General features: G+C 53.0%; 17 protein-coding genes. 5 read left to right on the top strand and 12 right to left on the bottom strand.

The genetic code is table 11. From position 1 onward, the window contains the following. Positions 1 to 11 precede the first annotated feature (11 nt). The 10 genes from HUN04_10175 to HUN04_10220 form a co-directional block, all read right to left on the bottom strand. Positions 12 to 1028: a hypothetical protein gene (locus HUN04_10175; GenBank protein WDP90056.1), complete on the bottom strand. Its 1017-nt coding sequence runs from the start codon at positions 1026 to 1028 to the stop codon at positions 12 to 14. A gap of 67 nt (positions 1029 to 1095) precedes the next feature. Beyond that, positions 1096 to 1821 carry a transporter substrate-binding domain-containing protein gene (locus HUN04_10180; protein ID WDP90057.1) on the bottom strand — a complete coding sequence of 242 codons (726 nt, stop codon included), beginning with the start codon at positions 1819 to 1821 and terminating at the stop codon, positions 1096 to 1098. A 56-nt stretch (positions 1822 to 1877) separates the two neighbouring features. After that, positions 1878 to 4955 (bottom strand): PAS domain S-box protein, encoded by a 3078-nt coding sequence (locus HUN04_10185; protein WDP90058.1) that lies wholly within the window; start codon positions 4953 to 4955, stop codon positions 1878 to 1880. A 470-nt stretch (positions 4956 to 5425) separates the two neighbouring features. After that, positions 5426 to 5854, bottom strand: a complete 429-nt coding sequence (locus HUN04_10190) for a response regulator (protein ID WDP90059.1) — start codon at positions 5852 to 5854, stop codon at positions 5426 to 5428. A 33-nt stretch (positions 5855 to 5887) separates the two neighbouring features. Further along, positions 5888 to 6532, bottom strand: coding sequence for a HAMP domain-containing histidine kinase (locus HUN04_10195; protein WDP90060.1), 645 nt, complete (start codon positions 6530 to 6532; stop codon positions 5888 to 5890). Positions 6533 to 6554: 22 nt separating this feature from the next. Further along, a complete protein-coding gene (locus HUN04_10200; GenBank protein ID WDP90061.1) occupies positions 6555 to 6914 on the bottom strand; it encodes a response regulator in 360 nt (119 codons plus the stop codon). Continuing rightward, positions 6911 to 8647, bottom strand: a complete 1737-nt coding sequence (locus HUN04_10205) for a two-component sensor histidine kinase (GenBank protein ID WDP90062.1) — start codon at positions 8645 to 8647, stop codon at positions 6911 to 6913. The genes HUN04_10200 and HUN04_10205 overlap by 4 nt, the downstream gene beginning before the upstream one ends. 18 nt (positions 8648 to 8665) lie before the next feature. After that, entirely contained in the window at positions 8666 to 9886 is a 1221-nt protein-coding gene (locus HUN04_10210; protein WDP90063.1) for a response regulator, read from the bottom strand. Between the two features lie 17 nt (positions 9887 to 9903). After that, complete coding sequence (locus HUN04_10215) at positions 9904 to 12042, bottom strand: STAS domain-containing protein (protein ID WDP90064.1); 2139 nt, start codon at positions 12040 to 12042, stop codon at positions 9904 to 9906. A gap of 18 nt (positions 12043 to 12060) precedes the next feature. Next, positions 12061 to 12639 (bottom strand): TetR/AcrR family transcriptional regulator, encoded by a 579-nt coding sequence (locus HUN04_10220; protein WDP90065.1) that lies wholly within the window; start codon positions 12637 to 12639, stop codon positions 12061 to 12063. Positions 12640 to 12865: 226 nt separating this feature from the next. Here HUN04_10220 and tadA point away from each other — a divergent pair, with 226 nt between their 5' ends. Further along, on the top strand, positions 12866 to 15199 hold the full coding sequence (gene tadA / locus HUN04_10225; GenBank protein WDP90066.1) for a Flp pilus assembly complex ATPase component TadA: 2334 nt from the start codon (positions 12866 to 12868) through the stop codon (positions 15197 to 15199). A gap of 158 nt (positions 15200 to 15357) precedes the next feature. Beyond that, complete coding sequence (locus HUN04_10230; protein ID WDP90067.1) at positions 15358 to 16698, top strand: phosphate ABC transporter substrate-binding protein; 1341 nt, start codon at positions 15358 to 15360, stop codon at positions 16696 to 16698. 11 nt (positions 16699 to 16709) lie between these two features. On the opposite strand, the gene HUN04_10235 is transcribed toward HUN04_10230, so the two are convergent. Together HUN04_10235 and HUN04_10240 are read right to left on the bottom strand one after the other, a co-directional pair. Next, positions 16710 to 18968, bottom strand: a complete 2259-nt coding sequence (locus tag HUN04_10235; GenBank protein ID WDP90068.1) for a response regulator — start codon at positions 18966 to 18968, stop codon at positions 16710 to 16712. A gap of 72 nt (positions 18969 to 19040) precedes the next feature. Beyond that, positions 19041 to 20351, bottom strand: a complete 1311-nt coding sequence (locus HUN04_10240; protein WDP90069.1) for an amino acid permease — start codon at positions 20349 to 20351, stop codon at positions 19041 to 19043. 523 nt (positions 20352 to 20874) lie between these two features. On the opposite strand from HUN04_10240, the gene HUN04_10245 reads away from it, so the two are divergent. From HUN04_10245 to HUN04_10255, 3 genes are read left to right on the top strand one after another with little or no spacing between them, the layout of a single operon-like run. Next, a complete protein-coding gene (locus HUN04_10245; GenBank protein WDP90070.1) occupies positions 20875 to 21648 on the top strand; it encodes a DUF3450 domain-containing protein in 774 nt (257 codons plus the stop codon). After that, the gene (locus tag HUN04_10250; GenBank protein WDP90071.1) at positions 21645 to 23084 is read left to right on the top strand and encodes a MotA/TolQ/ExbB proton channel family protein; all 1440 of its coding nucleotides are present in this window, start codon (positions 21645 to 21647) and stop codon (positions 23082 to 23084) included. The genes HUN04_10245 and HUN04_10250 overlap by 4 nt, the downstream gene beginning before the upstream one ends. Then, complete coding sequence (locus HUN04_10255) at positions 23084 to 23695, top strand: MotA/TolQ/ExbB proton channel family protein (protein WDP93241.1); 612 nt, start codon at positions 23084 to 23086, stop codon at positions 23693 to 23695. Before HUN04_10250 ends, HUN04_10255 begins: the two co-directional genes overlap by 1 nt. Positions 23696 to 23705: the final 10 nt, after the last annotated feature.

A 23705-nucleotide genomic window follows, 5' to 3' on the forward strand; every position in this document is an offset into this window, starting at 1 on the left:
CACCGGAACTTTCAATCCTCCTTATTTTGATCCTTTTTCATCTCGATGTACCAATCCTGGTCGCCGTAAATTTCATCGGCACACTTTGGACACAAGCCATGGCTGAAATCCGCGTTTGAATGTTCTTCTATATACACCTCAATTTTCTCCCAATACCCCTGGTCATCACGAATCTTTTTACAATTGGCACAGATCGGGATAATTCCCCTCAAGGTTTTGATTTCTGCCAGGGCCTGCTTCAGGTCCGCAATTACCTTCTCCCGTTCCGTTTCGATTTTCTTGCGCTCATCAATTTCCACCCGGAGCTTTTCATTGGTCAAATTAAGGGATGATGTCCTTTGCGCCACCAGCTTTTCCAGATTTTCACGGTGTTGTTTCAGTTTGTCCTCAACCTCTTTCTGGCGGGTAAACGCATGGTACAGATTTGCCTGCATATAATTAATGGCATCAGCCAGATGATTCAGTTCATCAGCAGACCCTTTTTCAGGCGTCATGCCCAGGGGCATGCCCAGGGAATCCAAGGATAAAGAAGAGGCATAATCCGTTATTTTTATTAAGCGCCCGATGACGATACGATAAATCAAAAACAAGACCAGAAGACAGACCATGAGAATGATGGACGCCTGTGATACTGCGGTGGAGATTACCGCTTTGACAATCTTCTGGTGGACATAATCCAGGCTCCCGATGACATGCAAATGGCCCAGTGTATATTCCTTGCCGTTATAGGCCTGGACAATGGGGAAGACACGGGCCAGCTTTTTGTGTGCCACACGTTTGCCGGCCATGCACACCATATCATTTTTCCCATGAATATCCGCATATTCGATGCCCGGCAACCTGCAGATGCCCATCAATATCACCTGCAGATTTTCTTTGTCATCCACCCACAGCGTTCTTCGAATGACATCCGAATAGCTTTTTTCTATCTCATCAAACCTTTTTTCCAACCCCTGTATTTCATTAAACCAGGTAATACTTCCGATGATCCCCGTGAACAGGACAATTGCCAACGCGGCAAAAAGCATGACCCCCCATATTAATCGTTTTGCAATGATGCTTGCCGGAAAAATGGAAAAAAATTGTTTCATCTTTTTAATTGGGCAGGTAGGGAATAATCATTTCAGCGTAAAGCTGCTTATATGTGCCGTCTTGCTTAACCTCTTTTAATGTCAGTGACAAGGTTGATGCCAGTTTTTCATGGCTTTTATGCAGGTATAGATAGTTGGGCACCACGGCCAACGGCGGTTCGACAAACCGAACCCCTTCAATCCCGAGTTTCTGAATCATGGCATACCCGCAAAGCTTTGTGATGAGAATGATATCCGTCCGGTCCGCAGCCAGAAGGTTAAACAACAGCGTTTTATTTTTTACTTTGGTAATGGATTTTGCAGCGGTCACCTCGTTATCGAAGATTTTCCACCCGTGTATATATGCCAGGTTCAAATCTTTCAGGCTTGACCATCCGTCGATCCTGATGTTTTCCTTCCTGGCAAATGCGCCGAAAACAAACTCGCCAAAGGGCTCTGTAACGCAGACAAGATTCGGGTAGCTTTTTGACAATCCCATCACCCTTGGGCCGTCCCCGTCATCAATTCCCGAATTCACATGAATCAGGGATCGGCCAACAGGAGGGGTGTTACGGGAGACCGTTATTTGATTACGCGCACAAATTTCTTCCACCAAGCGGAAAAAAAATGCCTCATAGGGGGAGTGAATCGTGCAATTTATATTCAGGTGTTTTTGTTCGGCCCCATGAACAAAAGAAGAGAAGAGGATACATATGATCAATGCCAGGAAAATAAAGTACTTTCTTTCCATTTGGGTCTCCTCCATTTAATTGAACCGGCTGACTCCTTTTCATTCTATACAAAAATTTAGGCTTTTAACAGGGCACTGATCAGATTGGATATTTCAGACATTGTGATGGGCTTCATTGCATAAGCTGAAATACCGGCTTTCTCTGCCTCCTTTTCATCCATCAGGGTATGATTCCCGGTGCAGATAATAATCGGCAGGTCAGGCCGAAGCCTTTTTAATTCCCGGGATAATTGGACGCCGTTCATTTGGGGCATTGTCAAATCGGTAATCACAAGATCAAATCGGTCCGGTGCTTCTGCAAATAGGGCCAATGCATCAACAGGACTGGTAGAAACCTGTACTTCATAATTGAGGGCGGTTAATATCTCATCGGCGATATCCACCAGCGAGGCTTCATCATCCACAAATAAAATTCTTTCTTTTCCGGGTATTTCCAGTTTTTTAACTGGAATTTCAGATTCCGTTTGCGGTTTTTCCTCTATGGTCGGAAAAATGATTGAAAAACGGGCCCCCTTTCCGGGTTCACTTTGGACACCAATCTTGCCATCGTGGTTTTTTACGATCCCATGGACGACCGAAAGGCCCATCCCAGTGCCCTTCCCGACTTCTTTTGTTGTAAAATAGGGATCAAATATCTTATCCCGGATGGCCGGGTCGATTCCCGGCCCCGTATCTTTTACACCAAGTTCTATATACCTGCCCGGGGCCACATCTTTTTCACCGTCCCCGACATCGACCGTGTCAAGGCTGATCTCCAGGACCCCTCCTGTATCACGCATTGCATGGGATGCATTGGTGCACAGGTTAATCAGGACTTGATGGATCTGGGTGGCATCGGCCAGAATGGTATCCACGGTCTGGGGAATACGAGCCTGAATCTCTATATTGGCTGGGATAGAAGATCGGATCAGCTTGATGGTTTCATTGACAATAGATGAGATATCAATGGGTTTTCTGTGCTTCTCAATCCGCCTGCTGAAACGTAACAGCTGCCTGACCACATCTTTTGCCCGAAGGCTTGCTGTCTTTATTTTTTTGATTTTACCATGGGCATTGTCGGATTCGGGCAATGCATTTAAAGCAAGCTCTGCATTTCCCAGAATAATGCCGAGAATATTATTGAAGTCATGGGCAATCCCGCTGGAAAGCGTTCCGATCGATTCCATTTTCTGGGACTGGCGAAGTTCTTCCTCTATCCGTTTACGCTCTGAAATATCCCGGTCTATCCCCCGGTACCCTTTGAATTCGCCGTCAGAATTAAAAATCGGGCTACCGCTGGATTCGATGGTGACCAGGCGGCCGTCCTTACGCTGGTTGATCGTTTCAAACCTTGAAAAGGGCTCATGGCGATCCCTGATTCTGGCAAAGGCCCGGGCTGATTTTTCCTTTTCATGGGACGGAATCAGATCCAAGGCTGATTTTCCGACCACTTCTTCCGGTGTGTATCCCAGCAGCCGTATAACCCCCGGACTGGAATAGGTAAACACCGTGTCTTCATCAAATTCCCAGATCCAGTCGGATGAATTCTCAGCCAGTTGCTGGAATCTTAATTCCAGCTGTTTCCGCTCGGTTAAATCCCTCCCACTGGAAATGAGGTATTTGGGGTCACCCCGGTCATCCCTGATCACCGCGACATTATACTCCGTGGGTATTTTCCGTCCGTTCTTGCAGATCAAATCCAGCTCTATGGTGCCAAACCCCGTCCGGGTAACCATCTCAACAAAGGGAAGGGCCTTTTTTAAATCCGCCGGGCTGTAATAGGACTCCGGTGCTTTCATCCGGGCGATTTCATCATTGGTATACCCAGAGATACGGCAGAAGGCGTCATTCCACCGGATGGCTTTTCCTGTGGCCGGCTCGAAAAGGAAAAAGGTATCCCTTTGTGAGTTCAAGGCGGCTTCCGTGAACTCCTTTTCTTCACGAATCCGTTTTTCGCTCCGCTTGAGCCGGGTGATATCCCGGGCCACGCCAAGTACACCGATAAGATTGCCGGAATTGTCGTACATTGGGGTTTTAATGGTTTCCAGCAATTCTTTATGGCCGTCATCGGCAAAGGTCACATCTTCCTGATTAATGGTCGGCCCGTTTGAGGCAATTGCCAGCTTATCTTTCTCCCTGAAGAAATCCGCCAATGCTTCATCCACAAAATCATAATCGGTCTTACCGATGATATCGGATTCCTTTGCCCCGAAAAACCGTTCGAATTTTTTATTGCATGACAGATATCTGCCCTCGGGATCCTTCAGCCAGATAAGATCGGGTATGGTTTCAATCAAGGTGCGTAAAAAACCTTCGCTTTCAGCCAATGCGTTGTTCTTGACCGCTATTTCCCGGGTCTTTCTTTTTACCTGCAACCGTGACAGAAAAAGGACAAGCACCAAAATACTGAAAACTGCCCCGGCACTTTTTAACACCGTCATGGCCCATGTGGGGATTATTTCAACGGTTTTCTGGGCGATCTTTGTTTCAAAATAGTTTTCCAGCAATTCATAGTAGATTGAATCGCTGTCGGCGAAGAGCCTGGCCATATGCGAATCTATTTTTCCAGAAAGGTTCTCGGTTAACCGCCCCCCTTTTGTGAACGCGAATTTTATGCTGATGGGCTGGAAAATGACTGCGGTTTTTTTAAGATTGTATTTTTCCTCATTCTTATTTCCGAAATTTCGATTTGTGACGCCGGCATCGGCGAGATTATTCTCTACCGCCTCAAATACCTTGTCATAGCTGTCACATTCTAAAAAGGTGCAATCGACATGGAATTTTTGAACAATTTCTCGAATGCCGTCTGCACCTTCAAAATTGACACTCCCCTTGAGTACGGCAATTTTCTTCTTTTTCAGATCCGTTATTGATTGGATCCGGGTGTTCTCTTTTTTGACATAGACCCTGGACCAGCTCATGAGAACGGCATCATGGGAAAACCTGTAGATCCTGTTCCTTTTTTCCGTAAAGGCAACATCAGGCATGAGATCTATTTCATTGCGGATCAATCTCTCAAGATTTTCATTCCAGCTTCCATGAACATACCTGATATCCCAGTTTTCTTTACTTGCGATACTTGCGATGAGTTCAGGCCAGAATCCCCTGACCTCACCTTCGGGATCTGTAAAAACCTTGGGTTTATTTTCATACACGCCAACCTTGACCGTTAACCTGTCTTCACCTGCTGCATCGGCTGTAAAACAGCTTGCCGTTAAAATGAACACTCCAATAAAAACTGAATAAAGGCAAAATAATCCTGATATTTTTCCAATTCGGCATCTCATATTCAATCTTTCCATTGGCAATCAAGTGGACGTAAAACATCTGCACATTTCCAGAAAAATACGATACGGCATCGCATATCATCGCTAATTCAGGGATGATACAATACGTTGCAGGAACTCTATCAGGAATTGGCGCCATAAACAACCTTCAAGGCGATATGTTGAATTCGCATGGTTCGACCCAAAATGTAAGTATCAGTCCAAACCACCAATACGCGATGATCTAAGCAATTCAGAGGAAACACCTTGAGGGCGGGCGGGATGGGGAAAAGGTGGACTGCCGGATGCCTTAAAGAGGGCATGGACGGCAGTCCGTCCGCATGGCGGGGCCAGAAAGATTACCAGCCCCGGGTTTCCATGATGGTCTTGATTCTGTCGCTGGTCTTTTTCTCCACCAGGATCATTTTTTTAGTCTGCGCCTTATGGATCTTGTCCGTGAGTACGGAAATGTCGGCAGGTTTTTCCAGCAGATCCATGGCCCCCAGTTTCATGGCCGAAATGCCTTTTTCCACAGTGGCATGGCCGGTGAGGAGGATCACCTGGACATCAGGATTTTGAATTTTAAGAATTTTCAAGGTTTCAAGCCCGTCCATTTCCGGCATCTGCAGGTCAAGGACCACCACATCAAAATTCTTTTTATCAGCCGCCTGAATGCCCCGCCGGGCAGAGGTGGTGGTGGTAACGTTCATACCGCGGCTCGTCATTCTTTCTCCCAGGGTATCTATAAATTCCGGTTCGTCGTCTATGAGCAATACGTTTTCGTTCATGATTATCTCCTTATGACATTTATATCCGTCTTTTTATTTTCCAAAGGTCAGGGTGATCAGGCCTTTATCGGGGAGGACCTCGATATGGGCGCCGGCATCGGAACATAGATGAAAGACGTCTGCGGCCTTTAACGCGGGTTCAGGGGATTCTGTAAAGGGGCTGGATGCCTCAAATCCCATGGTTACGGCATTCTCTTTTTTGGCAACACTAACTGAAAGCACCGTTTCAGCCGCCATGCCGGCCATCATGGCCTCCATGGTCTGCCAGATCAGATTCAGCAGCGAAAAATACGAAAGGGTCAGTGACACGGGGGTGTCTGTGGCTTCAATACGGATTTCCACCTGCCGGTTGGCGGCCAGCCTGGCCCCGATGCTGGCGGCAAGGGCTGCCGCATCATTGAGGTCCACCTGCTGCTCAGGGCGGTCGACACTGTGGGCAAACCGGTTCATCTGCTTGAGCAGGTCGTCGGCTCTCACAATCTGCCGGGAGATCCTCTCTGAGACCTGGGTCAGCCGTTCCGGATCCAGGGGCCGGCCCTGGAGGGCCAGGGCCGTGAAGTCCTGTATCAGCCCGTTGTTTTCATTCATGATGGCCAGGCAGTTTTTAAGTTCATGGGACATGGCCGCCGTCATCTTGCCGAAATAGCCGGTACCCTTTGTACGTTGTTCAACTGTCATTGTTTTCCTTTCCCGGGCAGCCTCAGTTGCCCAGTACCTCTTTGAGTCTCTCAATGAGGCGGGTGATGTCCACGGGTTTGACCAGATAGTACGCTTCTCCGGTTTCCGAACAGCCCTGTTGGTAACAGTCCTTTGATCCGTGGCCGGTCATGAAAATATAACGGAGGTCGGCATCCTTCTGCTCCAGCCGCTGTTTGAGTTCAAACCCGTCGATACCGGGCATTTTCACGTCCAGTACCGCCACCTGGTAGGCATTATGGTCCACCATATCCAGGGCCTTTTCCGGCTCATCTGTCCAGTCTGCCTGAATCCCTCTGAATTCAAGGCGCTGGGCAAGGGTGGATACCAATTCTTTTTCATCGTCTACCAATAATATTTTCATGCTTTTTCCTTATCCCCTTCCGTAAGGGGCAGTAAAACGGTAAATGTTGTGCCCTGGTTCTCTTTGCTTTTCACCTGGATCTGCCCCCCCAGTTCCTGGACAAGGCCGTAGGTGATGGACAGGCCTAAGCCTGTTCCGCCGTCATCTGTTTTTGTGGAAAAAAAGGGTTCAAAAATTTCCTTGAGATTGGCCTCGGATATGCCGCAGCCGTCATCTCCAATGCCCAGCGAGACAAATCCCTGCGGTCCGTTCTGGGCACAGATATCCAATTGTCCCCCCGGCTCCATGGCGCCGAAGGCATTATTGATGATATTGAGCAGGATCTGCTGGAGCTTACCGTGATCGCAGAGCACTTTGGGGAGCTTCTCCGGTATATCAATTTTAATTGTGATATTTCTGAATTCCGCTTCCTTGGCCAGAAAGACCAGCACCTCATCCAGCACCATCCGGATTTTCAGGGGCACCAGACGGTTATCGGTATGCCGGCCGAAGCTCAGCAGCTGTTTGGTAATCCGGCTGCATCGGATCACCGAGGCCAGAATGGTGTCAATGATCTTATCGAATCTAGCGTCATTGGCCCCTTCCGGACTGAACTCCAGGAGATCTTTCATCAGCCCGGCCTTTTCATTGATAATGGCCAGGGGATTATTTATTTCATGGGCCACCCCTGCGGCCAGACGGCCGATGGAGGCCATCTTGTTGGCGTATTCAGCCATGTGGAGATATTCGGCCCGTTTCCGGTCCACCATCCTCAGGCGGCGGACCAGATATGATGTGATCAGCCAGATCCAGAGCAGAATGACGGTAATGCTCCCCGCCAGATATTTGATCAGGGTGACCTGGCTGTCGCGCCAGGGGGCCATGAGCGCCTTTTCGGGCTTGATCACCATGAGCACAAAGGGAGTATCCGGTATATAACGGTAGGCCGCAATACACTTATCCCCGGTTCCCGGATCCGCCAGGGACAGGGTAAGGGTTTCATCGCTTTTCGGAGGCAGCGTCATGGGAAGGGCGTCCAGGACATCTCCGTAAATCTCGGACCTGGTCTGGAGAATTCCCCGTGTATTCACCAGGAACACGTCACTGCCCTGGGCCTTGTCCACCTCCCCCAAAATACGGGTGAGCTGGTGCTCCATGGTGGCCCGGAGAATAAACATCCGGCCGTCACCGGCCCGGTGACGGATGGCCAGGGCAATATGGGGAACATGGCGGAACCCCATGAAGGCCTCGCTGACAAAGGTGCCCTCTTCCTTTACCCGGCTGAACCAGGTCTGGGCGGAATAGTTCTTTCCCCCCAATCCGTAGGGGCCGGCATAGGTGGTCTGGTTGCCCTGACCGTCAATGACCCCGATATCCGTGAACCCCCCGAAGCTTTGGGTCAGATCCGCCAGCACCCCGTTAAGGTGTGCCGGGTCCGAAAGCCGCTCCAGGGGGGTATTGTTGACCACATAGGTCAGGGCATTCTTCCGTTCATCCAGAAAAGAGGCCACAGACCGCCAGGTGTTGGAGGCCAGCCGAGAGGTCCGTGCAACGGCGTCCTGCTCCATGGAGGTATAGGTCAGGTTATAATCAATGGCAGCAAAAAAAATCACCGGTACAATGGCGAACCCGGCTGTGAGAACAAATGAAAGCAGCCAGATCCGCCGGAAGTCCAGAAACTCCCCTTTTTTGAGAAAGGGGAGTCGTTCCGGGTTCATTTTTGAAGACCGTTTATGATCTGATTTCTGGGACATAGGTCACTGCCGGGCCCCTCAGGCCCCTTCCCCCTGACGGTGTTTTTTGTTGGCGTCTTCCAGGACACGGCTCAGTTCCTCAATATCCACGGGTTTGTGGAGATAGGCAAAGGCGCCCAGGTTCATGCAGATGTCACGATCCGCTTCAGAACCGTGTCCAGTGAGGATAATCACCTCAACATCCGGGGTCTTTTCCTTGACCTGCTTGAGGACCTCGATACCGTCTATGCCCGGCATTTTGAGATCCAGAATCATGACATCGGGGGCATCCTCGGCCACCAGGTTCAGGGCGGATTCGCCGTCATAGGCAATGGCCGATCCCACATCACGCATCTGGAGCCGTTCGGACAGGGTCTGGACGAACTCACGCTCGTCATCCACCAGCAGTACCTTTGAGGGGACCTGGAAGTCAAACTTTCTGTAGATATCGGTCTGGTAGAACCCCTTGCCGATTCGGGTCTCAACGGTGTCCACGCCTGCCACCTGGCCGGCAATGGCCTTGAGCTCCTCTTCCAGCCGTCCCAGGAGCAGTACATTATTGTGGATGGTCAGGGTCACCAGGCCGTCCCTCGCGCTGACCCCGACGGCATGTCCCTCTTTGGCCAGGGCCACTTCCACGTTGGCGGCCAGCACAAAATCCGTTGCCGCCTTGAGGGAGGCCTTTGTGGGCTGGATCACTTCACGCTTCAGGTTGTCAGCCACCAGGGCCGCGGCAGCCTGGACATCCATCTTGTCCGTGGGAATGACAATATCGTATAACGAAGGATCCCAGGGATCCTGTACCTTGAACAGGCTGTCGCACCAGGCGCCGGCGATCTCATCGTCCCGCCGGACGTGCCCCACCGCCTCTTTCTCGCTGATCTGTTTGTCAGCGGCCGCTCTGGTTGCCCGGGAGGCGGTGTCCGCAATGAGGCAGATTTTGAGTACATGGCTCACGGCAGACGGAATCAGCATGGACGTGAAACCGTCCAGCAGGAAATCCGGTTCCGCAAGGTTTTTGGCCAGGGCCAGCCTCAGGTAAGCAATGGAGCGTTCCTTTTCATGGGTAAACTTGTTAAACACCGATGGTTTATCCAGAAAGGCGCGGCTGATCTTCTTTTCAGAAATATTTGATAGTTCCGATGCCGTACTGATCAGGTCAAGGTCCGTGATGGTGCGCAGCCCGTGGGCCTGGGAGATTTCCTGGATAATCGTTTCTTTTCCGCAGAATGTTCCGCTGAAAAATGAAAGAATGGTCATGGTTGCATCTCCTTATTCTAATGGGCCCCGGACGCACTGCAGACGGTGAGCAGGGGGCATGCCTTTTCGGTTGTGCCCTCGTGGGTTTTTTCATAAACCTCTGTGATGGCCTTATCCGTGGTGGCATAAATATTGTGTTCGCCGATCTCTTCCAGCAGATGGGTTCTGGCCAGCACCTGGTATACGGCATCATTCACCCCGCAGAGTGACACCCCGTATCCGGCGCTTCTCAGCCGCTGAACCACCAGGCCCAGCATTTCCTGGCCCGAGGCATCCATGTCGTTGATGCCGTTGGCCGCAATGATGAAATGACGGATGGAGGATTCGGGATTGATGCGCCGGTTGATCTCATCTTCCAGGTAGCTGGCATTGGCAAAGAAGAGCGGGCCTTCAAACCGGATCAATTCGATGTGATCGCAGGCAGCCAGATCGTGAAGGCCGGCATCCTTGAGGGACTCGTCTTCGGCCCGGGACAGGGTGGGAACCCGCGGGCGCATGCATTTGAACAAAAATACGCCCAGGGAAAGGGAAACCCCGATGTAGATCCCCTCTTCCAGGTGGGGTGCCAGGGCCAGGGTGGCCACAAAGGTGATCACGGAGATGGCGCCGTCATACCACTGGGCCTTCCAGGCATGAACAAAACCGGAAACATTGACCAGCCCGATAACCGCCATCATGATAACGGAGGCCAGCACCGCCTGGGGCAGATGATAAAGCAGAGGGGTGAAAAACAGGAGGGTGATGATAACCATGAGGCTGGTAATCACACTGGACAGCCCTGTCACAGCCCCTGCCTGGAGGTTGACGGCGGACCTGGAAAAGGATCCGGAGACCGGATAGCTTTTGCCGATGGCGCCCAGCATATTGGACAGGCCCTGGCCGATGAGTTCCTGGTTGGGATCCAGGCGCTGCCCGGTCTTGGCGGCCATGGCCTTGGCAATGGCGATGGCCTCCATGAAGCCCAGCAGGGAAATAATCACGGCAAAGGGAAGCAGCTGGAAGAATACGGAAGGGGTGATTTTGGGAACGCCCAGGCTGGGCAGCCCCTTGGGGATGTTGCCCACAACGGCGCCGCCGCCGCTCATGCTGATGGCGGAAAGGTCCAGGGGTTTGTTGCCCACCTTGATCCGGTAGACCCGGTCGTCGGCCCGGTTTTCAATTACCGTATCTTTCTGTGCGACGATAAATGACAGGCTGCCGCCGGCTTCCACAGCACCGAATTTATAATCCCGCAGCGCGGTGCGGATCTCACTGGCTTTGGCTTTCAACCCGTTGATCCTGGCACTGTATTCGTTGACCTTGAACTCCAGGGCCAGCATCTCGGTCTTGGGGGCGTGCCCGGCCTTTGCAGCCTCCATCCGGGAGGTCGCCTTTGTCCGGTCATCGGCCAGGGTGGAAATCTGTGCAAGGGTCTGGTTAAAGGATTCAACCTGGGCCTGGATTTGGGGAGACTGGATCTGGGCCGGTGTGATTTTCACATTGTGTTCAAACCCGATGGCCCAGGAAACGAGTGTGGTGATGACAACGGCCACCAGCACGTTGGGGATCCTGGGATTGATGCGCTTGAGCCCCACCATGATGGCGATGGACGCCACCCCCATGCACAGCGTGGGCCAGTGGGTGTAATCCACTGCTGCGGCGACCACCCGCATGATGGTTTCGTAATGGTGGGGCGCTTTATCCACATATACCCCGAACATCTTGGAAAGCTGGGAAGAGGCGATGATAATGGCGGCGGCATTGGTGAACCCGTTGACCACCGGATGGGAAAGGAAGTTGACGATCAGTCCCAGCCGCAGCACCCCAAGCAGAAACTGGAAGATGCCCACGGTGAGGGCCAGCATGACGGAGTAGGCGATAAAGGCTTCGCTGCCGGCTGACGCCAGGGGCTCCAGGCAGGCGGCGGTCATCAGGGAGACCACGGCCACAGGTCCGGTGGCCAGCTGGCGGCTGGAGCCGAAAAGGCTGGCCACCATGGGCGGCAGGAAGGCCGCATAAAGCCCGTAGTAGGCAGGCAGCCCCGCCAGCTGGGCATAGGCCATGGACTGGGGGATCAGTACCAGGGCAACGGTGAGGCCCGCCAAAAAATCGATTTTGAACTTGGCCGTTGAATAATCTTTAAACCACTGGAGAAACGGTAAGAATTTATTGAGCATCTGTCGTACCTTTCTTATTTAAGTTTTAAGTATACGTTTGCATGCCGACACCATCTCGTTGAACAGGGCATTGGCATTATATAGGTTATAGGTTTTGAACCGGACCACCCCGTCAACCATTGAAAAAATGATCAGCGCGGTCTTCCGTGCCGGCATCGGGTCAATGGAACCGTCCTTTTGTCCCGCCTCGATGGCCTCTTCATAAATATTGACCAGGCAGTCGTAAATGGCCTCCAGGTGGCTGCGGCACTCGGGAAAGACCTCGGCCATCTGGTAGGGGTAATACCGGTGGAGAAGGAGAAACTGATTCTCCATTTTCCCTGCCAGGTAAAGATGAAATGATACCGCCTTTTCCACCATATCCATTCCCGAAACAAACTGCTTCTGCCCCATGTAAGTTGCAAACTCGTGCAGGATCATCTCACGGGTCTGGCCCAGTACGGCCAGGAACAGTTTTTTCTTATTCTTGAAATGGTAAAACACCGTGCCTTCCGCCACGCCGATCATTTTGGCCAGATCAGCCGTGGAGGTTTCCTTGAACCCATTCTTGGAAAAGAGCACCGTGGCAGCCTGTAATATTGCTTCTTTTTTATTCATATTCACCTTTCTGAGTATCTACTCAAATTAACTGAGTAAATACTCAGTACAGAATAATAAATACAATGTCAACACTTTTTTCTCAAGCTGGCGGTGTCCGGAAATTGAAACCTCCCCATGGGCCGGTTTCGCCCTTATCCATCTTCCCCAAGACCAGATTTTAATTGACATTGCAAAAGCTTCCGTCCTAAAATTTGACAACCAAAAAATTTACAAGGTAATTCTCATGACTCAATCTGCACCGGGAAATCGCCAGCAGGAGACCCACATCGGTGAACTGCTAATCAGAGAGGGGGTCATAAATGAAACCCAGCTCAAGCAGGCCCTTGCCATCCAGAAAAAAGAGAGGGAAACGGAATTCCACCTGGAACAGATCCTGGTTCGCAAAGGCTATCTCAGCCAGGACCAGATGGATATCCTTAAAAGCCATCCCGACCGGCGGAAAAAACTGGGCCAGATGATCGTTGAACATGAGATCATGGCACCGGACCATGTAAAAGAGGCCCTGGTGACCAAAGCGGATAATCAGCCCATCGGCCAGGCGCTTCTCCAAAAAGGGCTGATTTCCAAGGAGATGCTCAACGAACTGGTTGAAATGCAGAACGAGGCCCTGGAAATCGGGGAACTGGCCGTCAGGCTTCAGATGATGAGGGAAATTGATCTGGTCCGGGCACTGAGCTATATGAACAACCGGCGGACCCTGGGCGAAATCCTGTGCAGCAAGGGCTTCATCCAGCCCGAAGATCTTTCCATGGCCCTGAAAAAACATAATATGCGGTCAAAAATCGGGGAGATCCTCATCAACCAGGGTATGATCTCCAAAAAGGAATTCCAGGCCGCCCTGAAGGAACAGGGCCGGTCCCGGGAAAAAATCGGCGAGTTCCTGATCAACAAGGGGCTCATCACCCACCATCAGCTGTACAACGCCCTTTCCCACCAGTACAACACCCCCTATAAAACACTGGACGATTTCTATTACGATGAACTGGTAAAAGTCAGATTAATTAAATTCGTATCCGAAAAATACGGCCGCCGGAACATGATCCTCCCCATCTCCATGGACGCCAGGAAACTGGTTCTGGGCATCACATACCCGGAAGGATTTAAGGCCGTTGACGAACTCCAGCTCATTTACCGGAATCTGAAACTCAAAACGGTTTTTATCAACGAAAAAAAATTCAGATCCCTTTTTTCCGTCCTATACAACTCGGACCTGGTGGCTACCGACGAAAAACCCGGCCCGGCGGAAACCGTTACTGCCGGCGCCCAGTCTTTCTCCCTCGACCATATTAAAGCCATTAAGGAGGGGGGGCCGAAACAGGCCGTTTATTCGGGGACGGAATCGGAAATAAAACATATTGTCGACACCATCATCAATTACGGTATCGTCCATGGGGCCAGCGACATTCATTTTGAGCAAGACCGAAAAGGGGTAAAACTAAGGTACCGGATCGACGGCATCTGCCAGGAGCCCAAAGAACAATGGCTCAAAGACCACCTGGCAACCAAACCCGAAGCCGTGATATCCAGAATCAAGGTCATGTCCAATCTGGACATTTCCGAACGCAGGATGCCCCAGGACGGGGTATTCAGGATCACCTACAGGGAAAACAACAACACCTTTGACCTGGATTTCCGGGTGGCGGTCTGCCCGGCCATTGTGGGGGAAAACATCACCATCCGGATACTGGATTCAAGGAGGACCGGGCTGGGTATTGACAACCTCAACCACTCCAGGCATGTGCTGGACCCCTTAAAACAATTGTTTAAAAGTTCGGCCGGCATGGTGCTGGTCTCAGGTCCCACGGGCAGCGGCAAATCCTCAACCCTTTACGCCGCACTGCAGTACGTCAACTCTCCGGAGATCAAGATCATCACCGCAGAAGACCCCATTGAATACAGTTTTCCCGGCATCATGCAGACCCAGACCAACACCAAAATCGGTCTGAGTTTCGCCCGTCTGCTCCGCTCTTTCCTGCGCCTGGACCCCGATGTGATACTGGTGGGTGAGGTTCGGGACCAGGAAACCGCCGTCATTAGCTTTGACGCCGCCCAGACCGGCCATCTGCTGCTGAGCACCATCCATACCAACGACTCAATCAATGTGGTATCCAGGCTCATTGACCTGGGCATCGACCATAACCAGATCGCCTCCAGCCTCATCGGAGTGGTGTCCCAGCGGCTGGTCCGTCGCAACTGCGCCAAATGCTCAAGGCAGGTGACGCCCCCCAAGGAAGAGTGGCAGCTCTTTTTCAGTGAATACCCCTCCCATATCAAATTCTACAAGGGCATCGGCTGCAAGGCCTGCGATTTCACCGGCTTTGACGGGCGGACCCTTGTTTCTGAATTATTTGAATTGAACCGGACCATTACCTTGGCCATCAGCTGCAAGACAACCGAGACCGAACTCAAGCGGCTGGCCATAAAATCAGGCATGAAAACCATGGCCGACGACGGGATGATGAAAATGAACCAGATCTGCCTGTCCGAGCTGATCCGGGTCCTCCCCCTGGAGATGATCAACGAATTCAAAATCAGAAACTCCGGCCCAAAGGAGTGACCGTGGCGCGGGCCGGAAGCGCCGAATATCACTCCGTTTTTTTTGACATTCACCGGCTTTTTTGATAGAGATACCCGTTTTTTAATATACGACCTGTTTCATACGGCAATGGCGCGGGTTTATTATTTTGAGCAATATTGTTTAAACGAGGATACCCCATGACCGTCTCTTACCCTAGACCATACACCATAACCTGTTTTATTCTTTCCCTTGTGCTGTTGGTCCTGCTCCCGCTCCGGGCCCAGGGCGCGGCCGGAAAAACCATTCTCCGCATCCACGGTTCCAACACCATCGGCGCCGAACTCATGCCGGATCTGGCCAAACAATTTCTCCAACAAAAAGGATACCAGCTCGTCTCCCGGGAAAAAGGCGCCAAAGAAAGAGAGTGTTTCATTGTCGGCGCAAAAAACAACGACATCCACCGCATCGAAATCAAGGCCCACGGTTCCGGCACCGGCTTTGCCGGCCTTAAGTCCGGGGCATGCGATATCGCCATGGCCTCCCGGCGCATCAAGGAAAAAGAGGCCAAGGCCCTTGCCCCCAAGGGAGACATGACATCCATCCGCAATGAGCATATTCTGGCTGTTGACGGCATTGCCCTCATCCTCAATCCGTCCAACCGGATCAAGGCTCTGGCGCTGGATCAGATCAGCCATATTTTTTCCGGACGGATAACCAACTGGGCCGATGTCGGCGGACAAAACCGCCCAATCACGGTTTATGCCCTGGACAACCAGTCCGGCACCTATGACACCTTTAAACAGATGGTATTGAAAAATAACACCCTGGTAAAAACGGCAAAACGCTACGATTCCAACGCCGGTCTTTCCAAAGGCGTGACCAGGGACGCCAACGGCATCGGCTTTGTCAGCATGGCCGGCGTGTTAGGCGCAAAGGCCCTGTCCATAAAAGAACATAAAGGCACCTCCGCCGTGGAGGCCACCAACCTGAGTGTGGCCTGTGAAGATTATCCCCTCTCCCGGAGGCTCTACCTCTATGCGCCGGCCCGCAACGACAACCCGCTGATCAGGGAATTTATCGATTATGCCCTTTCAGAGGAAGGACAGACCCGGGTGGCCATGAAGGGATTTGCCAAACTGTCCATGGACATGGGAGACATTGAAATCACGGCTCCCCGTTTTAAGGATCCCTCCCATAACCAGCGGTATAAAAACGAAACCCTCGGCGGCCGCCGGATCAATTTCAATTTTCGTTTCACCGGCGCAGGAAGCCTGGATAACCGTTCCCAAAAAGACCTGGAAAGGCTGGCACGGTATATCCAGCAGCCAAGCCAGCAGTATTATGAACTGGTGCTCATCGGCCTCAATGCCTGCAGCCAGGCCCATGGCGTGGGGACCACCATTATCAACCGCATCGGGGCGGACCGGTTTTATGTCCCCCCCCGGATCGTCTGCCTGGACAATGTGGCCACACCCGCCGGAAAATCATGGTCACCGGTGATAGAGGTATGGCTCCGCACCGTGGATGACGGGGCCTGAAATTCTCGCGGTCAGGCGGCATCTTCTGCCATCAGCCGGTTCACCGCATTGAAATATTCAAGGTTGGTGAAGGGCTTTGACAGATGGGCCATGCAGGAATCCTTTTGTTTTAATTCCTTCACAGAGGCGATAAACTCAAGATTTCCGGAAACAAAAAGAATGGGGATATCGGGATCGGATTTTCTGATATGGGTATAAAGATCCATGCCGTCCAGGTTTCCGGGCAGCACATAGTCCAGGCTGACCAGATCATAGCGGTGGCTGTCCAGAAGTGAAAGGGCGGCGTCTCCCGTTTCGGCGATGTCCACCATGTGGCGGCCCGGGCTGTTGGACAACAGGCTGCGGTGGATCCTGGAAATGGCCTCTTCATCCTCAACAATGAGAATCCGCTTCTCACTGGCACAGATTTCCGCGGGTTCCTCTTCCGCGATGCAGCGGCAGGGGGAGTGGCCTGACGTGGGCAGTTCGATGGTCACCCGGGTGCCGCTATCATCCTTAGACCAGACCGACACCCGCCCCTTATGCTGCTCCACATACTTTTTGACATTGGCCATGCCGTAGCCGGTGCCTTTAATCTCCGGCGCATAGGCGCCGGACTTGTCCCGGCTGCCTTTCAGGGTAAACGAAGGATCAAAAATCCGCTCCTGGAACCTCTCCGGTATACCGCATCCGTTATCTTCAATTTCAAGACAGACCCGGGGGGAATCCCCCGCCTCACCGCGGATGGATATAGCGATTCGTGGGTGTGCCACCCGGCTCAGGGCATGGATGGCGTTTTGAATAATATTGACCAGGGCGTTTTCGATCATTCCCGGATCGGCCTTGATTTCGCCAATGTCAGGGCTGTAATGCCTTTCGACCTCAATCTCCTTCAGGTCTTTTCCCAGCAGGTCCAGCACCAGGTCACATTTGTCATTGAGGAAAAAATACTCCTCTTTTAATTCCTGGTCCTTGGCAAAGGCCACCAGATTCCTGGTCATGGTCTTTCCAAGCCGGCTCTGCTGGAAAATCAGGCTGAATGCCTTCTTGGCCCCGGGATCGTTGCACTCAATGGCGTTGATTTCCGCCGTTCCCATTATAATGGTCAAAATATTGTTGAAATCATGGGCCATTTTACCGGAGACCTGGCCCACAAGGGCCATTTTCCTGGATTCGGCAGCCTCGGTCAGGGCCGCCATTTTTTCCGACTCGGCCTGGCGCAGCGCCGTGATATCCTCGCCCACGCAGATGATCTGATCCAGGGCCCCCGAAGGTCTGAATACGGCATCAAAAGCCCCCCGGTAATACCGGCACCTGCCGGATTTGTCCCGAAGCCTGTAATTGAGGAATGCCTTGGCCTGCCGTCCCGCCTTTGCCGCTTCCAGGGCGGCGGTCATGGCCTGCCTGTCCTCGGGCTCAACCATGGTCAGCGAGGATTTCCCGATGAGTTCCCCGGGCCTGTACCCCATCCGGATATGGGACTGACCGGCATACACATACCGGCCCTGGTCATCGTGGATGGACACCAGGGCGCTGGTGTGGCCGGTGATCCGCTTGAACAATGTCTCACTCTCGGTTAATCGCTCGATCAACCGGTCCCGGTCCTCGACGGTTTTTTCGTACTCGGCAATGAGATCCTTGGTTAAAAAACGCAGGCCCATACGGTAAAACCGGCTGAGGAAACCGGGGACCTGCCAGTTAAATTCGAATTCGCAGCACCCGTGGCCTTCATGAACACATTTTGTCTCCCGGGCCTGCAGCAGCCGGGCGCCTGAAAGTTTTGCCACCCCCATGTATACCCCCAGATTCCAGTGGCACACCTCCCGGGTAACCCGGACGCCGGGTTTGTAATGGAGTTGTACCACGGCAGAATCCCTGGCCACCCGGACGATGGCAACATCCTTTGTCCGGTTGAACTTGGCATTGATCCGTGCCGCCCGTTTGGCAACCGCCATGGGACCGAACACCCTGGCAAAAAACAAATCCCGTTTGGATAAATTTTCAAGAACGGCCGCTTCTCCGGCCCTCTGCTCAGGATGGGGTCCCGGCACCACCTTTTTTATAGCCCCCAGCAAGGCAAGTGAAAGCGCGTTGGACACCCAGTAGGCCTCATCGGTGAGATGGGTGAGGGTCACCGGTTCAAGGCTGGCGGGGTTGTTTTTATTGGGAATCAGCCAGGTGCGGTCTCCCATGGCATGCCGCAACATGGCATCCACCCCCTCTGTTCCAAACCGCTTTTCAATATATCCGAAAAGCCCCTTAAAATTTAAACAGCAGATATCTTTATCCATTGAAAATCCTGGCAGTTCAGGCGGCCGGTCCGCCGCCCCGGAAACACGCGCTCCGAAGCGGCAGGCCAAAGGCTATTTTCTAAGCATCATTCCGGCGCCTAAAATCACCAGCGTAATTACCAGGAAGGGGAGGAACATGGCCTTATGCACCGCCCCCCAGATAATATAAATGGAGCCGGCCCCGGCCAGTGCCGGGGCAATGAACCGGCTGAGGGGCGAAAGATCCGTAAAGGCTTTCATCATCCAGAAATAAAGGGAAATATAGATCACATACAAAAAGGCAATGGGCAGTTCGGACACATCCATAAAGCCGCCCCACCATCCGTTGAAATTCCCGTACCAGACCACCATCCATACGCAGGACATCACAAACCCCAGAAGGGCAGAGGCAATTGCCGTATCGGTTTTGGGGTTCACAGCCTTGAACATGTCAGGCGCCGGTCCCATATTCCTGCTGGCAATGGCATACATGCCCCTGGAGCAGCCCATGATAAGGCCGTTTAGGGTTCCCAGGCAGGAAATGATGACAAATACAGAAAGCATGGACGCGCTGATCTTCCCGAATATCAGGGAGATTACCTTAACCGGAGCCCCGTCCCCGGCGCTCAGCACCTCATCGTTGGACAATACGCCGGCAATGCCGATGTAATAGAGCATATATACCCCAACCACCACCAGGGTCCCCACAACCAAGGCCTTGGGCAGGGTTCTTCTAGCGTCTTTGAGTTCGGCATTGATGGAAGTGGCAATGATCCACCCTTCATATGCAAATGCCGTGGACAGGGTGGCGACGGCAAGCCCTCCGGAATCTGAAACTGCCTTGGCGCCCATGGTGAAACTGTCCACAATCTGACCGGATGATACCCCCTTGATCATACCCACCACGGCCACCATCCCCAGGGGGATCAGTTTAATGATGGTGGCGGACACCTGCCATCTTCCGGCCAGCACCGGGGCAAGGACGTTAAGGATAAAAAACAGCACCAGATACACCGCTGAAATATGCCATACCACATTTTCAAGGCCCAACAGCGCCTGGGTATAATTGGCCGACACCCAGGCCAGCACCGCCACCAGGGTCGGATAATAGATAAAGGTCATGAACCAGGCCACAATGTATCCGGCTTTCTCGCCGTAAGCCTCTTCAAAATAATCCACCACCCCGTTGACCTTGCCGATGCGGGTGGCAATGTGGGAAAACACATAGGCGGTGACCACCATGATCCCGCCGCCGATGAGCCAGGCAGTCAGGGCCGTTGGCAGGCTGCCGCCGGATGCTTTGAGTACATCATCCGCTTTAAAGAAGACACCGGACCCGATAACAATGCCCACAACCATGGCTGTGGCGGTCCAGAACCCGTATTTTTTCTGAAGTTCTTCCATTATATCCTTCCTGATTTATTATAAAAAAGTTTGGTTATACAGGGCCCACGGGCAATTGTAAAGAACGTTTTTTACCCCATCCCAGCAGAGGATAACCATCTGGAAACATTTCATATTCCCCCGTCGACACCCAAAGACACCGACAAATTGTTCCGGCCCGGCGCACCGCATTCAAACAAAAAATGATTTAATTGGTTGAACGGATAGCTTTTATTGTTTTCTAGGGAGGCACCCCATGGGATGAGGCGTCAGTTTCAGCATAAAGATTTAGGTCCCGGCCCTCCGTTTTTCCTTATCATCCCGATTCTTAAATGCCGTCTCCCGAACCCATGTGCTTTTCCCTTGACATGGCCAGAAAGGTATGTTTAAAGGCGTAGACAACATGGCGTCAGGAAGGCGCCGGTAAAAAAAGATAGTAATTCATACGTAATTCAAGGCCAAGAAGGTCAGTCACCGCTAACACCGGTGAACTGGGATTCTTGGCCTTTTTGTTTTTAAGGCCCGCAAATAAAAGGACATCCTGATGGATAGAAAAAAATACAGATATCTGCTTTTTGGGGCTCTGGCCATGATGCTGATCTCAGCCCCGGCCCGGGCGAACCGGGTCAAAGAGCAGATTGAAAAACCGGTCCGCAATGCCGTCCGGCTTGAACAGCAGACCCAGGCCGGCGAGGCAAAATGGCGGCAGGAAAAAGAAGAGAAACTGCGGCAGTTCGAAACCCTTGAAAATCAAATTGCCACCCTTGAAAAGAGCCTGGCCGCCGAAACGGACCGGAACCAGGCATTAAAGGCCTCGGTGGCCCAAAAAGAGCGGCAGCTGGCAGATATCCAGCAGATATCCGACCAGATCGCCCCCTTCCTGGACCGGCTTATCGCCCAATTGCACGAACTCAAGGAAAGCGACCTGCCCTTCCTTGACAGCGAAAGAAGCAAACGGCTGGCATCCCTTGAAGCCCTGAACCGGGACCCCAAGGCCCCTGTCAGCGAAAAATACCGGAAAATCATGGAAGCCCTCCTGGTGGAGGCCGAATACGGCAGGACCGTTGAGGTCTCCCAGCGGACCATTGACCTGGCCGGGGAAGATACCCTGGTCAATATTTTCAGGCTGGGCCGGCTGAACCTCTTCTACCAGACCCTGGACAGGGCCCGGTGCGGTTTCTACAACCCGGCCCAAAAGACCTGGGCCCCCCTGGACCCGGCATTTTTAAAAGAGATTCAGGCGGCAGTAGAGATGGGGGCCAAGCGTAAACCCGTTGCCCTCACGGACCTGCCCCTGGGAAGGATAGTTGTTCAATGAAGCGCCATCTCCCCATTATCGTTCTGCTCTGTATCTTTTTCGCCCTGACCTGTTCTTCTCCTGGCGCATTGGCCCAGGACATGCGGCTGCTCAGTATTGAAACCCAGAAAAAAGAAGCGGCCATGAAGGAAAAAGCCGCCATGGAATTGACGGCCGCCCGGGCCGAGGCCGCCCAGAGCCGGCAAAAAATCACAACAGACCGAAAAAGACTGAACCATGCCATTGCCGAACTGACCCGTAAAAAGCAGGACCTTCAAAACCGGATCAAGGCCCTTTCGGCAGAAAACACAGCCCTGGACAAAACCGATGCCCAACTGGCCAAAACCCTAGAATCGGCCCTGGGCATGGTCAAGGAATTGTCCGGGGTGGTCCGCATGAATGCCAAGGATATCAAAAGTGTTGTGGACTCAAGCCCCATTGCCGGGGTCTTTCATCCGGACACCGGCTTCCTAAAGGAGATTGCCGATGCCGCTGTTTTCCCCGGCATGGACCATATCCGGAAGATGGCGGACCTGCTCTTTGACCAGATCCGCCGGGGCGGCAACGTGAGCGTGGAAACCTGCCCCATCGTTGACCGGTCCGGCAAAGCCGCAGAAACCCAGGTATTGCTGGTGGGAGAATTCACCGCCGCCTACCGCCTGGCGGACGAAACCGGTTTTTTAAACTACTCCCCCGGTGAACGAAAGCTGTTCGCCCTCTCCCGCCTCCCCGACAGGGGCATGCAGGCAAAGATCACCCAGTACATGGACGGCCTAAGGGAGGCAGTGCCCATGGATATCTCCAGGGGCGGGGCCTTAAGCCAGCTCACCCACCAGCTCAGCTTCAAGGAGCAGATCCCCAAGGGCGGGGCCCTGGTCTGGCCCATCCTGGCCATCCTGGCCGCCGGCGGCCTCATCGTCCTGGAACGGATTATCTTTTTTCTGCGCCGGAAAATCCGGCTGGAAAAAGCCGTCTCTACCATTGAAGCGGCAGCCGACGCCCGGAAATGGAATGACTGCACAGCCATCTGCGACAAATATGCAAGAAATCCGGTCATCCGGGTGATCCGGGCGGGTATCGGCAGCCGCACCCTCCCCCGGGAGGATATGGAAAACGCGGTCCAGGAGGCCATTCTCAAGGAAATCCCCCCCATGGAGCGCTTTCTTTCCACCATGGGCATGCTGGCCGCCATTGCCCCGCTCCTGGGGCTCTTAGGAACCGTCACGGGCATGATCGACACCTTCCATGTTATCACCATGCACGGCACCGGCGACCCCCGGATGATGTCCGGCGGCATTTCCGAGGCCCTGGTCACCACCATGCTGGGGCTCTCGGTTGCCATCCCCATCATGCTGGCCCACACCCTGCTGAGCCGGTCCGTTGAAAGCACCCTGGGGCTGATGGAGGAAAAGGCCGTTGCCCTGATCAATATCGTACAGAAGCACCAGGGGGCATGATGGAGGCCTTTATCCGGGAAAACCTGGAGCTGACAGCCGACCTGCTCCATGACGGCGGCATGGTCATGGTGCCCCTGGTGGTCTTGAGCCTTTTCATGTGGCTGCTCATCATCGAACGGGCCCTTTTCTTCCGGCGGCTATACCGCAAAAACATGAACGCCCGCACCGCGCTTTCCCTGGTCCGGGAGGGCCGTATGCCGGATCTGGGAAAGCAAAAGGGGGCGGTGAGCCTGCTGGTGGCCGAATTCTTAGGCTGCCGCACCGGCAACAGCCCCCTGGACCGCCACCTGCTGGATGCCTCCGTGGACCGGATCAACCGGCGGCTGACCCGGTCCCTGGCCCTGATCGGGGTGCTGGCGGCCATGGCGCCCCTCATGGGGCTGCTGGGGACGGTCACCGGCATGATCACCACCTTTGACGTCCTGGCCGTCTTCGGCACGGGCAATGCCAAGGCCATGGCCGGGGGGATCTCAGAATCCCTGATCACCACCCAGACCGGCCTTGTGGTGGCCATCCCGGGGCTCTATATGAAGGGGTTCCTTGACCGGCGGGCGGAAGGCATCAGCCGCAGGGTCCGGCGGGTGGGCCTTTACCTGAAACGACATTTGTAACCCAAGCACA

Origin of the sequence: Desulfobacter sp. (genome assembly GCA_028768525.1) — a bacterium.
Classification (GTDB): Bacteria; Desulfobacterota; Desulfobacteria; order Desulfobacterales; family Desulfobacteraceae; genus Desulfobacter.